The organism is Citrobacter sp. MGH 55 (assembly GCF_016906145.1).
Taxonomy (GTDB): domain Bacteria; phylum Pseudomonadota; class Gammaproteobacteria; order Enterobacterales; family Enterobacteriaceae; genus Citrobacter_A; species Citrobacter_A amalonaticus.
In genome coordinates, this window is record NZ_CP070239.1 from 4,927,408 (window position 1) to 4,940,538 (window position 13,131).

The 13,131-nt window shown below is 54.8% G+C and carries 15 protein-coding genes; 6 read left to right on the forward strand and 9 right to left on the reverse strand.

Annotated elements, in window-relative coordinates:
• Positions 1 to 3: 3 nt before the first annotated feature.
• Positions 4 to 1,452 (reverse strand): tRNA uracil 4-sulfurtransferase ThiI, encoded by a 1,449-nt coding sequence (thiI, locus tag JTI98_RS20575; protein WP_044327300.1) that lies wholly within the window; start codon positions 1,450 to 1,452, stop codon positions 4 to 6.
• Positions 1,453 to 1,772: 320 nt separating this feature from the next.
• Between thiI and xseB the strand changes: the two genes are divergently transcribed.
• The 4 genes from xseB to JTI98_RS20595 are packed head-to-tail and all read left to right on the forward strand — an operon-like array spanning position 1,773 to position 5,836.
• A complete protein-coding gene (xseB, locus tag JTI98_RS20580; protein WP_042324547.1) occupies positions 1,773 to 2,015 on the forward strand; it encodes an exodeoxyribonuclease VII small subunit in 243 nt (80 codons plus the stop codon).
• On the forward strand, positions 2,016 to 2,915 hold the full coding sequence (gene ispA, locus JTI98_RS20585; RefSeq protein ID WP_043001594.1) for a (2E,6E)-farnesyl diphosphate synthase: 900 nt from the start codon (positions 2,016 to 2,018) through the stop codon (positions 2,913 to 2,915).
• Positions 2,916 to 2,942: 27 nt separating this feature from the next.
• Positions 2,943 to 4,805: a 1-deoxy-D-xylulose-5-phosphate synthase gene (gene dxs, locus JTI98_RS20590; RefSeq protein WP_216081749.1), complete on the forward strand. Its 1,863-nt coding sequence runs from the start codon at positions 2,943 to 2,945 to the stop codon at positions 4,803 to 4,805.
• A gap of 56 nt (positions 4,806 to 4,861) precedes the next feature.
• Positions 4,862 to 5,836 (forward strand): aldo/keto reductase, encoded by a 975-nt coding sequence (locus JTI98_RS20595; RefSeq protein ID WP_043001596.1) that lies wholly within the window; start codon positions 4,862 to 4,864, stop codon positions 5,834 to 5,836.
• Between the two features lie 98 nt (positions 5,837 to 5,934).
• Here the strand turns inward: JTI98_RS20595 and pgpA are convergent, their stop codons facing one another.
• From pgpA to nrdR, 6 genes are all read right to left on the reverse strand, one after another.
• Entirely contained in the window at positions 5,935 to 6,450 is a 516-nt protein-coding gene (gene pgpA, locus JTI98_RS20600) for a phosphatidylglycerophosphatase A (protein ID WP_043001597.1), read from the reverse strand.
• Complete coding sequence (thiL, locus tag JTI98_RS20605; RefSeq protein ID WP_043001598.1) at positions 6,428 to 7,405, reverse strand: thiamine-phosphate kinase; 978 nt, start codon at positions 7,403 to 7,405, stop codon at positions 6,428 to 6,430. Before thiL ends, pgpA begins: the two co-directional genes overlap by 23 nt.
• 77 nt (positions 7,406 to 7,482) lie before the next feature.
• A complete protein-coding gene (gene nusB, locus JTI98_RS20610) occupies positions 7,483 to 7,902 on the reverse strand; it encodes a transcription antitermination factor NusB (RefSeq protein ID WP_042285962.1) in 420 nt (139 codons plus the stop codon).
• Positions 7,903 to 7,921: 19 nt separating this feature from the next.
• The gene (ribE, locus tag JTI98_RS20615; RefSeq protein ID WP_001021161.1) at positions 7,922 to 8,392 is read right to left on the reverse strand and encodes a 6,7-dimethyl-8-ribityllumazine synthase; all 471 of its coding nucleotides are present in this window, start codon (positions 8,390 to 8,392) and stop codon (positions 7,922 to 7,924) included.
• Positions 8,393 to 8,487: 95 nt separating this feature from the next.
• Entirely contained in the window at positions 8,488 to 9,591 is a 1,104-nt protein-coding gene (ribD, locus tag JTI98_RS20620) for a bifunctional diaminohydroxyphosphoribosylaminopyrimidine deaminase/5-amino-6-(5-phosphoribosylamino)uracil reductase RibD (RefSeq protein WP_044327302.1), read from the reverse strand.
• Positions 9,592 to 9,594: 3 nt separating this feature from the next.
• Complete coding sequence (gene nrdR, locus JTI98_RS20625; protein ID WP_042324561.1) at positions 9,595 to 10,044, reverse strand: transcriptional regulator NrdR; 450 nt, start codon at positions 10,042 to 10,044, stop codon at positions 9,595 to 9,597.
• 152 nt (positions 10,045 to 10,196) lie between these two features.
• Between nrdR and JTI98_RS20630 the strand changes: the two genes are divergently transcribed.
• Together JTI98_RS20630 and JTI98_RS20635 are read left to right on the forward strand one after the other, a co-directional pair.
• Positions 10,197 to 10,736, forward strand: a complete 540-nt coding sequence (locus JTI98_RS20630) for a DUF3251 domain-containing protein (RefSeq protein ID WP_043001600.1) — start codon at positions 10,197 to 10,199, stop codon at positions 10,734 to 10,736.
• Positions 10,737 to 11,034: 298 nt separating this feature from the next.
• Positions 11,035 to 11,919: a nucleoside-specific channel-forming protein Tsx gene (locus JTI98_RS20635; protein ID WP_044258980.1), complete on the forward strand. Its 885-nt coding sequence runs from the start codon at positions 11,035 to 11,037 to the stop codon at positions 11,917 to 11,919.
• Between the two features lie 43 nt (positions 11,920 to 11,962).
• Here the strand turns inward: JTI98_RS20635 and JTI98_RS20640 are convergent, their stop codons facing one another.
• The gene (locus JTI98_RS20640) at positions 11,963 to 12,655 is read right to left on the reverse strand and encodes a YafY family protein (RefSeq protein WP_043001602.1); all 693 of its coding nucleotides are present in this window, start codon (positions 12,653 to 12,655) and stop codon (positions 11,963 to 11,965) included.
• A gap of 15 nt (positions 12,656 to 12,670) precedes the next feature.
• Entirely contained in the window at positions 12,671 to 13,036 is a 366-nt protein-coding gene (locus JTI98_RS20645; RefSeq protein ID WP_044327304.1) for a VOC family protein, read from the reverse strand.
• Positions 13,037 to 13,131 lie beyond the last annotated feature (95 nt).

The following is a 13,131-nucleotide window of genomic DNA, read 5'->3' on the forward strand; positions in this document are numbered from 1 at the left end:
CGATTACGGGCGATACACCTTCACATTCTCAAAGCCCTGTTCGCGCAGATACAGCGCTTGCAGACGACTCATCACGCCGCGCTCGCACCACAACAGCCAGGTTTTATTCTGGTCGAGATCGCCGAATTGAGTGCTCAGCTTGTAGAACGGCAGTGAAACCACATCGACACCTTCTACCTTCAGCGGCTTATCGTCCTGCTCGTCGATGGAGCGGATATCCAGAATCACGTCGTTCGGGCCAAAACCGCTGACGGTTTCAACTTCCACCACGTCCTGCTGGGTCTGCTGCGCGATGTCGCGAATATCGATATTACTGGCTTCTTCGACCACTTTGTCGAGGATGCTGAAGTCAAAGTTCTGCTCTTCCGCTTCAATCTTCGCCTTGATGGCTTTCACCGTTGGGCTTTTTGAAATCACGCCGCAGTATTCCGGCATGGTGCGGGCAAAATCTTCAGTCCCAATCTGGCGCGCCAGATTGATGATGTGCTCTTTATCGTAAGAGATCAGCGGACGCAGAATCAGCGTATCGGAGACGTTATCGATCAGACGCAGGTTGGTCAGCGTCTGGCTGGAGACCTGTCCCAGCGCTTCGCCGGTGACCAGCGCCTGCACGCCATAGCGCTCCGCCACTTTCGACGCCGCACGAACCATCATACGTTTCAGTACCACGCCCATCTGGCCGTCATCCACTTTCTCGAGGATCTCGCCGACCACCGGTTCAAAGTTGATGGCGACAAAACGCACGCGATGCGAACTGCCGAAGCGGTTCCACAGATAGTGCGCCACCTGACGAACGCCGATTTCATGGGCCGCGCCGCCGAGGTTAAAGAAACAGTAGTGAACGCGGCAGCCACGACGCATCAGCATATAGCTGGAAACGCCGGAGTCGAAGCCGCCGGAGATCAGCGACAGTACGTCTTCCTGGGTCCCGATCGGGAAACCGCCGATCCCTTCGTAACGACCTTTGATCAGCAACAGACGATCATCTTCCACTTCCAGATGCACAGTAACGTCTGGATTGGTCAGCTTCACGCGCGCCGATTCAATATGCTGATTTAAACCGCCGCCTACGTAACGTTCCACGTCAATAGAGCTAAACTCGTGTTTACCGCGACGTTTAACGCGCACGCAGAAGGTTTTGCCTTCCAGTTGATCGCGGTACTGCACCAGCGCCTTCTCGAAAATATCGTGCATATCGGTAAACGGCACGTCTTCAACTTCGAGAATGTGGTGAATCCCCGGGATACGGGTCAGCGCGTCGCGGATCGCCAGACGCTGGTTTTCATCTTTCGCGCGAACTTCGATGTTATCCCAGTGACGGACCACGGCGAGGGCCTCATCATAGTGCTTTAAAACGTTACGAATGTTCCCGGTCAGCATTTTTATAAAGCGCAAACGCACAGATTGGCTTTTGATGGTGATTTCCGGGAACAATTTAATGATAAACTTCATGGCGGCAATGGTTCTTTAGCAAGCCAGTTACGGCTTGTCGTGGAGAAATAGTACAGCAACCCCGTTAAGCGGCTGCATCCAGGCGCGGAAGTATACCACTATCACGCGATTCCTGTGCACATTGCGCGTTATACCCTCAATAATTCAAGTTGCAGGCGGGCGGCAAAGGGGAATATCCCCTGGCGCTAAACACGTAAGCGGCTGGAGTGAGCGAATGCGGCCAACGTACATGCAGCCTGAAGTTGGGTGGGTAAATTTGATAATTGCTCTGAGTCCGTTACCATATCAGGGCTGAAAATACTGAGAGTCCGACATTTATTATGGCGAAGAAAAATGAGGCGCCGGTCAGCTTTGAAACGTCGCTGAACGAGCTGGAGCAAATTGTAACGCGTCTGGAAAGTGGCGATCTGCCGCTGGAAGAGGCGCTGAACGAATTCGAACGTGGCGTGCAGCTGGCACGTCAGGGTCAGGTGAAATTGCAACAGGCTGAACAGCGTGTGCAAATTCTGCTGTCTGACAATGAAGACGCATCCCCTACGCCTTTTACAGCGGATAACGAGTAAATGGATTTTTCGCAGCAGCTTCAGGCCTGCGTCGAGCAGGCCAACCAGGCGCTGAGCCGTTTTATTGCCCCACTGCCCTTTCAGAACACTCCCGTGGTCGAAACCATGCAGTATGGCGCATTATTAGGCGGTAAACGTCTGCGTCCGTTTCTGGTGTATGCCACCGGTCAGATGTTTGGTATCAGCCTGAACACGCTGGATGCCCCGGCAGCCGCCGTTGAGTGCATTCATGCTTACTCGCTGATCCATGACGATCTGCCTGCAATGGACGATGACGATCTGCGTCGCGGCCTGCCGACCTGTCACGTCAAGTTTGGCGAGGCCAATGCGATTCTGGCGGGTGATGCCCTGCAAACGCTGGCATTCTCGATTATCAGCGACGCCCCGATGCCGGAAGTTGCTGACCGCGATCGAATCGCAATGATTTCCGAGCTGGCGAGCGCCAGTGGCATCGCCGGAATGTGCGGTGGTCAGGCGCTGGATCTCGACGCCGAAGGTAAACAGGTGCCGCTGGAGGCGCTGGAGAAAATCCATCGTCATAAGACGGGCGCGTTGATTCGCGCCGCGGTTCGCCTGGGGGCGTTAAGTGCCGGAGAAAAAGGCAGAAATGCGCTGCCAATACTCGACAAATACGCAGAAAGTATCGGTCTGGCATTCCAGGTTCAGGATGACATTCTGGATGTGGTGGGCGATACTGCAACGTTGGGTAAACGTCAGGGCGCCGATCAGCAGCTTGGCAAAAGTACCTATCCTGCACTTCTGGGCCTTGAGCAAGCCCGGAATAAAGCCCGGGATTTAATCGCAGAGGCTCGCCAGTCGCTAAACCAACTGGCCGCACAGTCACTCGATACCTCGGCACTGGAAGCGCTAGCGGACTACATAATCCAGCGTAATAAATAAACACTCTGTCTTACTTAAAGGCCTCTGATGAGTTTTGATATCGCCAAATACCCTACCCTGGCACTGGTCGACTCCACCCAGGAGTTACGACTGCTACCAAAAGAGAGTCTGCCGAAACTCTGCGACGAACTGCGCCGCTATTTACTCGACAGCGTCAGCCGTTCCAGCGGACACTTCGCCTCCGGGCTGGGCACGGTCGAGCTGACTGTGGCGCTACACTATGTCTATAACACCCCGTTTGACCAGCTCATCTGGGACGTGGGTCATCAGGCTTATCCGCACAAGATTTTGACCGGTCGTCGCGATAAAATTGGCACTATCCGCCAGAAAGGCGGTCTGCACCCGTTCCCGTGGCGCGGTGAAAGTGAATACGACGTCCTGAGCGTGGGTCACTCCTCCACCTCGATCAGCGCAGGCATCGGTGTGGCGGTTGCTGCGGAAAAAGAGGGTAAAGATCGTCGTACCGTCTGCGTGATTGGCGACGGGGCGATTACCGCCGGGATGGCATTCGAGGCGATGAACCATGCGGGCGATATCAAACCCGACATGCTGGTCATCCTCAACGACAACGAAATGTCGATTTCCGAGAACGTCGGCGCGCTGAACAATCACCTCGCGCAGTTGCTCTCCGGTAAACTTTACTCTTCCCTGCGCGAAGGCGGAAAAAAAGTATTCTCTGGCGTACCGCCGATTAAAGAACTGCTCAAACGCACCGAAGAACATATCAAAGGCATGGTCGTGCCCGGCACGCTGTTTGAAGAACTGGGCTTTAACTACATCGGCCCGGTCGACGGTCACGATGTCCTGGGACTTATCACCACGCTGAAAAACATGCGCGACCTGAAAGGTCCGCAGTTCCTGCATATCATGACCAAGAAAGGTCGGGGTTATGAGCCGGCGGAAAAAGACCCCATTACTTTCCACGCCGTACCGAAATTCGATCCGTCCAGCGGTTGTCTGCCGAAAAGCAGCGGCGGTCTGCCGAGCTATTCGAAAATCTTCGGCGACTGGTTGTGCGAAACGGCGACCAAAGACAGTAAGCTGATGGCGATCACCCCAGCCATGCGCGAAGGATCCGGCATGGTCGAATTCTCGCGTAAATTCCCGGACCGCTACTTTGACGTGGCGATTGCCGAGCAGCACGCGGTGACCTTCGCTGCCGGACTGGCGATTGGCGGTTACAAGCCGGTTGTCGCTATCTACTCAACGTTCCTGCAACGCGCATACGATCAGGTGATTCATGATGTGGCGATCCAAAAGCTACCGGTCATGTTTGCGATTGATCGTGCGGGGATTGTCGGGGCTGACGGACAAACGCACCAGGGGGCGTTCGATCTCTCCTATCTGCGCTGCATCCCGGACATGGTCATCATGACCCCGAGCGATGAGAATGAATGCCGCCAGATGCTGTTTACCGGTTATCACTACAGCGATGGCCCAACGGCAGTGCGCTATCCACGTGGAAATGCCGTCGGCGTTGAGCTGACACCGCTGGAAAAACTACCGATCGGAAAAGGCGTGGTGAAGCGTCGCGGCGAAAAGCTGGCGATCCTCAACTTCGGTACGCTGATGCCAGATGCGGCGAAAGTCGCGGAATCCCTCAACGCCACACTGGTCGACATGCGCTTTGTGAAACCGCTGGATGAAGCCCTGATCCTTGAAATGGCAGCGTGTCATGAGGTGCTGGTGACGCTGGAAGAGAACGCCATTATGGGCGGGGCCGGTAGCGGCGTGAACGAAGTGCTTATGGCGCACCGCAAACCGGTTCCTGTCCTGAATATTGGCCTGCCGGACTTCTTCATTCCGCAAGGAACTCAGGATGAAGCCCGTGCCGGGTTGGGTCTGGATGCCGCAGGCATTGAGGCCAAAATCAAGGCCTGGTTGGCATAATCACCACTTCGCTCCTGCTATGCTTACTGAATAACGAGCATAACAGGAGCGAAATAATGCAATACAACATCTTAGGAAAAACGGACCTCCGGGTTTCCCGCCTTTGTCTGGGATGCATGACGTTCGGCGAGCCGAATCGTGGAAACCACGCCTGGACGCTTCCCGAAGAGAGCAGTCGCCCTATCATCCAGCGCGCCCTTGAGGGCGGCATCAACTTTTTCGATACCTCGAACAACTATTCAGCCGGCAGCAGTGAAGAGATTGTCGGTCGCGCACTGCGCGATTTCGCCCGTCGTGATGAGGTGGTGGTCGCCACTAAAGTGTTTAATCGGGTGGATGACCTGCCGGAAGGATTATCCCGCGCGCAAATCCTGCGTTCTATTGATGACAGTCTGAGACGGTTGGGGATGGACTACGTCGATATCCTGCAAATTCACCGTTGGGATTACAACACGCCGATTGAAGAGACGCTGGAAGCGTTAAACGATGTGGTCAAGGCCGGTAAAGCGCGTTATATCGGCGCGTCATCAATGCATGCGTCGCAGTTTGCCCAGGCGCTGGCGCTGCAAAAACAGCACGGTTGGGCGCAGTTTGTCAGTATGCAGGACCACTACAATCTCATCTACCGCGAGGAAGAACGCGAAATGCTGCCGCTGTGCTATCAGGAAGGTGTGGCGGTGATCCCGTGGAGCCCGCTGGCCCGCGGGCGTCTGACGCGTCCATGGGGAGAAACCACGGCGCGCCTGGTTTCTGACGAAGTGGGGAAAAAGCTGTATAGCGAAAGCGACGAAAATGATGCGCAAATTGCCGCCCGGCTGGCCGGCGTGAGCGAAGAGCTTGGCGCAACGCGTGCCCAGGTGGCGCTGGCGTGGCTGTTAAGCAAACCAGGGATTGCCGCGCCGATTATCGGCTCATCGCGGGAAGAACAGCTCGATGAGTTGTTGAACGCCGTGGATCTCACGCTGAAACCCGAGCACATCGCCGAGCTGGAAACACCGTATAAACCGCATCCGATCGCCGGATTTAAATAGCCTCACATTGCCCGATGGCGCTTTGCTTATCGGGCCTACGCACACGATCCCTGGCCGGATAAGGCGTTAACGCCGTCATCCGGCACCGGCATCACCCGTCAAATAATCCCGATCGGCCAGTGATGTCCGATGAAATAGAGGATCCCCGCGGAAATCACTCCGGCGACAATATCGTCCACCATGATCCCCATCCCGCCATGTACATTGCGATCGAACCAACGGATCGGCCACGGCTTCCACATATCCAGAATACGGAAAATCACAAACCCGGCGGCGACCCACCGCCAGTCGAGGGTCGGCAGCGCCATCAGCGTGATCCACATTCCGATGAATTCATCCCAGACGATACTGCCGTGATCGTGCACGCCCATATCTTTTGCCGTCTGATGGCAAAGATAGACGCCGATACAGATGCCCAGCATCACCACCAGTGAATAGAGTTGCCACGGCAGAAAGGTCATCAGATACCAGAAGGGAATCGCCGCCAGCGATCCCATCGTACCTGGAACAATCGGACTGAGGCCGCTACCAAACCCGGTCGCCAGTAAATGCCACGGGTTAAGCAGATTCAGGCGGCTTTTGGCGACATCTTTATGGCGTGGCAAAATGGTCATATCCTTTCCAGTCAAAAGTGACAGACGTTCCGTCACGCATGAAATGAATCCCTTCCACATCCGCGCTCATCTGCCCAATGCAGGTAAAGGCAACGCCAAGCTGTCCCATAGCCACCTCCAGCGCGCCGCGGTTCAGTTCCGGTACCGTAAAGCATAACTCATAGTCTTCACCACCGGACAACGCCCAGCGCAGCGCCTGTTCGGGCTCGACGTGACGCGTCATCGCGCCTGACCACGGCAACGCATCGAGATCGACGCGCGCGCCACAGGCGCTGGCTTTAACAATATGCCCAAGATCGGAAATCAGTCCGTCAGAGAGATCAATCGCTGAACTGGCCAGATCGCGCAGCGCCTGGCCCTGCAAAATACGCGGCGTCGGACGCAGGTGACGTTTGAGCAGATATTCGCGGTCACCCTCATCGGCAACCTGCAAACGGTTCTGCAAAATCGCCAGACCTGCGGCGCTATCGCCCGGCGTGCCGGTCACGTAAATCCAGTCACCCGGTTTCGCCCCAGAGCGTTTCAGTGCGCGCCCGGCAGGAACAAAGCCGTGGATACCCAATGTCATCGACAGCGGCCCCCGCGTGGTGTCGCCGCCAATCAGTTGCATATCGTAATAATTCAGAAGATCAAACAGACTGTCGCTGAAGGTTTCCAGCCAGCGTTCGTCCACCTCAGGCAGGGTGATCGCCAGCGTCAGCCACGCCGGATCGGCCCCCATTGCCGCCAGATCGCTTAAATTCACCGCCAGCGCTTTGTACGCCAGATCGGCAGGATCAATGTCGGTCAGGAAGTGGTTGCCTGCCACCAGCGTATCGGTGCTGATTGCCAGCGTCTGTTTATCAGGGATGTTCAGAAGTGCACAGTCGTCACCAATACCGGTTTCGACGTCAAGACGAGAGCTTCTGACACGGTCAAAATAACGGGCAATCAGGGAAAATTCGCCGCATGCCATACGTTATGCCTCAGCAGAAAAAAAGAAAAAGCCGCCAGGGGAGAGGAATCGCTTCCACTTCACTGACGGCCTGGAGATTACTTTTTGTTGGGGCGAATCGCAGGCGCTGCTTTATCCAGAACGCCATTGACGAACTTGTGGCTGTCTTCCGCGCCGAACGTTTTTGCCAGTTCGATCGCTTCGTTGATGGCCACTTTATATGGCACATCACTGCGTTTAGACAGCTCGAACAGCGCAATACGCAGTACGGCTTTTTCCACCTGACCCAGCTCTTCCAGCAGACGAGACAGGTAAGGCTTCATCAGGCCATCCAGGTACGCGCTGTTAGTCGCCACCCCGGACAGCAGTTCACGGAAGTACATGACGTCAACATCTTTCACGTCCTGTTCTGCCAGGAACTGGTATTCAACATCAGCGATGTCGTTCTGGGACAACTGCCAGGAGTAGAGCGCCTGAACGGCACACTCACGAGCGCGGCGACGAGCAGCAGGTTTCACGGATTTCCCCTTACAAAAATCAGGCCTTGATGGCTTTCAATACATTAATCATTTCAAGCGCGGTCAGTGCAGCTTCCGCACCCTTGTTGCCAGCTTTGGTGCCAGCACGTTCGATAGCTTGTTCAATGCTTTCGGTGGTCAGGACGCCAAAGGCGACCGGAATTTCGCTGTCCTGAGCGACATGCGCCAGGCCGTTGCTTGCACCGCCAGCGACATATTCGAAGTGAGCTGTGCCGCCACGAATAACCGTACCCAGTGCAATCACCGCGTCATATTTACCGGTTTTCGCCAGCGCGCCTGCTGCCAGCGGCAGTTCGTAGGCACCCGGAACCCAAACGACGGTAATGTTTTCATCTTTGACCTGACCAATACGTTTCAGGGCGTCAATCGCACCTTCCAGCAGGCTGTCATTGATAAAGTTGTTGAAACGCGCAATGGTGATGGCGACGCGAGCGTCCGGAGTAGCAACGTTAGCTTCAATAATGTTCATATTCTTCCTTCGGGTTCGATATGGCCCCGTAAGGGGGGCGGATTTTATCATAATATTCTGTGCGCTGCTTCCAATAATTCGATAATTCGAAAGCCTCACGCAGGGGTTAAATGCAGGCAAACGTCCGGGCCCACCTGGCGTATCTCATTGAATTTGAAATGGGGGGCGTCAGCCAGTTTCTCAAGCCCTGGCAGTACACATAATCCCCTGGCGTCACTGCCTAACAGTTTAGGCGCAAGATAGACGATAAGCTCGTCAACCACTCCGGCCTGCAAGAGCGCACCGGCGAGCGTCGGCCCGGCCTCCACCCACAGACTGTTAATTTGCTGTTTGCCGAGCAACATCATCAGCACCACCAGATCCAGATGCCCGTTATGCTCCGGCACCAAAATCGTGCGAACCGAATCGGGCCAGACGCGTGCGTCTTCTTTGGTGCGCGCAATCCAGGTTTCTCCTGGCTGCTGTACCAGGCGGTGCTCCGGTGCTACGCGGTTCTGACTGTCTATCACAATTCGCACCGGCTGACGCACGGCATCCTGCGGATAAAGAGCTTGTGTCGCCTCGCCGAGTTCTGACCAGCGCACGGTGAGCTGCGGATCGTCCGCCAGCACCGTCGCGCTGCTGGTTAAAATGGCATGGCTTTGCGCGCGTAGACGCTGAACATCACGTCGCGCCTCGGGAGAGGTAATCCACTGACTTTCGCCGCTGGCCATCGCTGTACGGCCGTCCAGCGAAGCGCCGAGTTTCAGTTGCACATACGGAAACCCGGTGCGCATCCGTTTGAGAAAACCTTTATTTAACGCTTCGACTTCACTCATCATCAGCCCGTGGCTGACGTCAATGCCCGCCTGCTGCAAACGGTATAATCCGCGTCCCGCCACTTGTGGATTCGGGTCCTGCATCGCCGCCACCACGCGAGAAACGCCCGCGGCGATCAGCGCGTCGCAGCACGGCGGAGTGCGGCCATGATGACTACAGGGCTCAAGCGTGACGTACGCAGTGGCCCCTTTGGCCTTTTCGCCCGCCATGCGCAAGGCATGCACTTCCGCATGCGGTTCGCCCGCGCGATGGTGAAAACCTTCACCGACAATCTCGCCGTTATTGACGATCACGCAGCCGACGTTAGGGTTGGGATGGGTGGTAAACCGCCCGCGCTGCGCCAGCTTCAGCGCTCGCGCCATGTATAACTCATCCTGCATGGCTTAATCCTGTAGGCGAGCGATCTCTTCGCCAAATTCTTTAATATCTTCGAAGCTGCGGTAAACCGAGGCAAAGCGGATATAGGCGACTTTATCGAGTTTTTTCAATTGTTCCATCACCAGATTGCCAATCATCTTACTGGGGACTTCACGTTCGCCGGTGGCGCGCAGTTGCGACTTAATATGATTCAACGCCATTTCGACGTCATCGGAACTCACCGGACGCTTTTCCAGCGCGCGTTGCATTCCACTGCGCAGCTTTTCTTCATTAAACGGTTCGCGCACGTCGTTGCTTTTCACAACGCGTGGCATTACCAGTTCTGCCACTTCAAAGGTAGTGAAACGTTCATTACAAACCAGACACTGCCGACGGCGGCGTACAGAAGAGCCCTCGCCCACAAGACGAGAGTCAATTACCTTAGTGTCTACGGCGAAACAGAATGGGCAATGCATACGGCGTCCTGACCAGGTGGTTAACAGAAATCTATTTTAACCTGAACTGACGTGACAACAAAGGCGCAACGCTTTTGAGACAATGGATCGATGTCTTTGATCATATTACGAACTACCATTATGGTATCGCGACTATTCAGGAAATAAGAGAGATGACAAGACGTTACCTAAGAATTCTCCTGGTGGGAAGTCTCTTTAGTCTGAGCGCCTGCGCGCAACAAAGCGAAGTGCGCCAGATGCATCAAAGCGTTTCAACGCTGAATAAAGAGATGAATCAGCTTAATCAGGAAACCGTGAAGATTACTCAGCAAAACAGTCTGAACGTTAAATCCACCCGTGGTGTTTACCTGCTACCGGGCTCCAATACGCCCGCACGGCTGAACAGTCAGATAGGCACACTGCGCATGTCGCTTATCAACATTGCGCCGAATGCCGCTGGCACCCGGGTGACGCTGCGCATTCAGGGGGAATCCAACGATCCGCTGCCGGCCTTTAGCGGCACCGTTGAATATGGGCAAATTCAGGGAACTACTGACAATTATCAGGAAGTGAATGTGCAGAATCAGTTGATCAATGCCCCGGCCAGCGTGCTGGCACCGAGCGATGTGGACATCCCGCTGCAACTGAATAACCTCACCCCCGACCAGTTAGGATTTGTGCGTATCCACGACATCCAGCCTGTTACGCAATAAACCTCCTTGCGGAACGTTTTGTGCGTTCCGCAACATCCCTCCGCCTCTTTTTGTGACTCCACTGACATCCACGTCAGTTTTTGTCAACGTTGGCAATCAGCATGAAAGTCAGTACAATCGCCGCGCTAAAATACGCAAACGTGAACGCAATCGATTACGTGAATGATAGAACTGTGAAACAAGACATATTTTTGTGAGCAATGATTTCTATAATAGGCTCCCAGAAACATGAATTATTCAGAAACGCTATTTGCGCCTTTTTCACTCCCGTCAGGGATTTCAAACAGTGGCATACAATATGAAAAAAACATTACTTGCAGCCGGTGCCGTGCTCGCGCTCTCCTCGACATTCACCGCAAATGCTGCGGAAAATGACAAACCGCAGTATCTTTCAGACTGGTGGCACCAGAGCGTCAACGTCGTCGGTAGCTATCACACCCGTTTCGGACCGCAGCTCCGTAACGATACCTATCTGGAATATGAAGCTTTCGCGAAGAAAGACTGGTTTGACTTCTATGGCTACATGGATGCGCCGGTTTTCTTCGGTGGTAACACCGACGCGAAAGGGATCTGGAACCACGGTTCTCCGCTGTTTATGGAAATCGAACCGCGTTTCTCCATCGACAAACTGACTGGCACTGACCTGAGCTTCGGTCCGTTTAAAGAGTGGTACTTCGCCAATAACTACATCTACGACATGGGTCGTAACAAAGATGGCCGTCAGAGCACCTGGTACATGGGTCTGGGTACCGATATTGATACTGGCCTGCCGATGAGTTTGTCTCTGAACGTATATGCGAAATATCAGTGGCAGAACTATGGCGCCGCTAACGAAAACGAGTGGGACGGCTACCGTTTCAAAGTGAAATACTTTGTTCCGATTACCGAACTGTGGGGCGGTAACCTGAGCTATATCGGTTTCACCAACTTTGACTGGGGTTCCGATCTGGGCGACAACGACTTCTCCGATCTGAACGGCAACAAAGCGCGTACCAACGACTCCATCGCCTCCAGCCATATTCTGGCGCTGAACTACGACCACTGGCACTATTCGGTCGTAGCGCGTTACTGGCACAACGGGGGTCAGTGGAACGACGACGCAGAGCTGAACTTCGGCAAAGGTAACTTCAACGTGAAATCTACCGGCTGGGGTGGCTATCTGGTTGTCGGCTACAACTTCTGATAACATTCCTTTCCTGCAAAAGCCAGCCAGAGCGCTGGCTTTTTTATGCGTGCGTTTCGTCGCGGATCTTACGTAAAAAATCACTCAGCGATCGATCGGCGCACTCGCTAAATCGCCTGTCGAGCGGCGTGATGCTTAAACAGCGATCGACACGAAAACAGCGATAGTCCTCGCGCCGTTCGCACCAGGCTACCAGCAGCCAGAACTCTCCCTGGAAAAAAATGCCTAACGGCTGCACATCCCGCCAGGTGAGCTGCCCCGCCTCATCACGATAATGTAACGCCAGCACCTGTTGCGTGCTCACCGCCCGGTGGATCATATCGAACGCGCTACGTGAATGCTGTTGCCTGCCAAAATCCGGCGCGAAAATACGTGCCTGCTCGGCTTTACGTCGGCTTTCTTCCGGTAATATCGCCAGCACCTTTTCCTGCGCCGACTCCAGTTCTCTGGAGAGCAGATCACCGCCCCAGGTGTGCAGCAGACGAATGGCGGCAATCAGCGCTTCCGATTCCCGGTGCGTTAGCATCAGCGGCGGGAGATCAAACCCCGCCATCAGCCGATAGCCGCTTCCCGCCTCCCCTTCGACCGGCACGCCGGAGAGCGAAAGGTCACGGATATCACGATAGATCGTCCGCTCTGACACCTCAAGCCGCTCCGCCAGCAGCGCTGCCGTTGTCAGCCGCCTGCCACGCAGGATCTGGACTATCTGAAATAAACGGTCAGCGCGACGGGTCATAGTTGCTCTCTGTGATTAAGCCGGTTGATGTAAACCCACACGATTGCCTTCGCTGTCAGTAAACAGCGCGATGGTACCAATCTCTTTACCGAGATCGAGCGGACCAAAAACGCAGTTGCCACCGGCACTGGCGACGCGATCCAGTGTGGCGACGAGATCGTCCGTATGCAGATAAATAATGGCGCCCTGTAATGAAGGCGCGATGCCATCAAACTTCGCCAACGCCCCACCGGTGGCCGGATCGTCATACGGGAAAACCGCCAGATCGGCAAAATCCATTTTTTCACGACGCAGCGACAGCCCCATGACCGGCTCATAAAACGCAATCGCGCGTTCCATATCCGTTACGGGAATTTCAAACCAGTTAATAATGCTTTTCATCGTTCCTCCTGCCTGTGTGGGTAAGTTCAGGAAGAGGATAAAACAGGGCTCCTGACAGCATAGTGTCAGGAGTGATTGCAGGACAAGAGAAAGGA

Excerpts from the sequence above, each read along its gene's own strand:
- thiI (WP_044327300.1), bottom strand. The coding sequence starts at position 1,452 with ATGAAGTTTATCATTAAATTGTTCCCGGAAATCACCATCAAAAGCCAA.
- xseB (WP_042324547.1), top strand. The coding sequence starts at position 1,773 with ATGGCGAAGAAAAATGAGGCGCCGGTCAGCTTTGAAACGTCGCTGAAC.
- ispA (WP_043001594.1), top strand. The coding sequence starts at position 2,016 with ATGGATTTTTCGCAGCAGCTTCAGGCCTGCGTCGAGCAGGCCAACCAG.
- dxs (WP_216081749.1), top strand. The coding sequence starts at position 2,943 with ATGAGTTTTGATATCGCCAAATACCCTACCCTGGCACTGGTCGACTCC.
- JTI98_RS20595 (WP_043001596.1), top strand. The coding sequence starts at position 4,862 with ATGCAATACAACATCTTAGGAAAAACGGACCTCCGGGTTTCCCGCCTT.
- pgpA (WP_043001597.1), bottom strand. The coding sequence starts at position 6,450 with ATGACCATTTTGCCACGCCATAAAGATGTCGCCAAAAGCCGCCTGAAT.
- thiL (WP_043001598.1), bottom strand. The coding sequence starts at position 7,405 with ATGGCATGCGGCGAATTTTCCCTGATTGCCCGTTATTTTGACCGTGTC.
- ribE (WP_001021161.1), bottom strand. The coding sequence starts at position 8,392 with ATGAACATTATTGAAGCTAACGTTGCTACTCCGGACGCTCGCGTCGCC.
- ribD (WP_044327302.1), bottom strand. The coding sequence starts at position 9,591 with ATGCAGGATGAGTTATACATGGCGCGAGCGCTGAAGCTGGCGCAGCGC.
- nrdR (WP_042324561.1), bottom strand. The coding sequence starts at position 10,044 with ATGCATTGCCCATTCTGTTTCGCCGTAGACACTAAGGTAATTGACTCT.
- JTI98_RS20630 (WP_043001600.1), top strand. The coding sequence starts at position 10,197 with ATGACAAGACGTTACCTAAGAATTCTCCTGGTGGGAAGTCTCTTTAGT.
- JTI98_RS20635 (WP_044258980.1), top strand. The coding sequence starts at position 11,035 with ATGAAAAAAACATTACTTGCAGCCGGTGCCGTGCTCGCGCTCTCCTCG.
- JTI98_RS20640 (WP_043001602.1), bottom strand. The coding sequence starts at position 12,655 with ATGACCCGTCGCGCTGACCGTTTATTTCAGATAGTCCAGATCCTGCGT.
- JTI98_RS20645 (WP_044327304.1), bottom strand. The coding sequence starts at position 13,036 with ATGAAAAGCATTATTAACTGGTTTGAAATTCCCGTAACGGATATGGAA.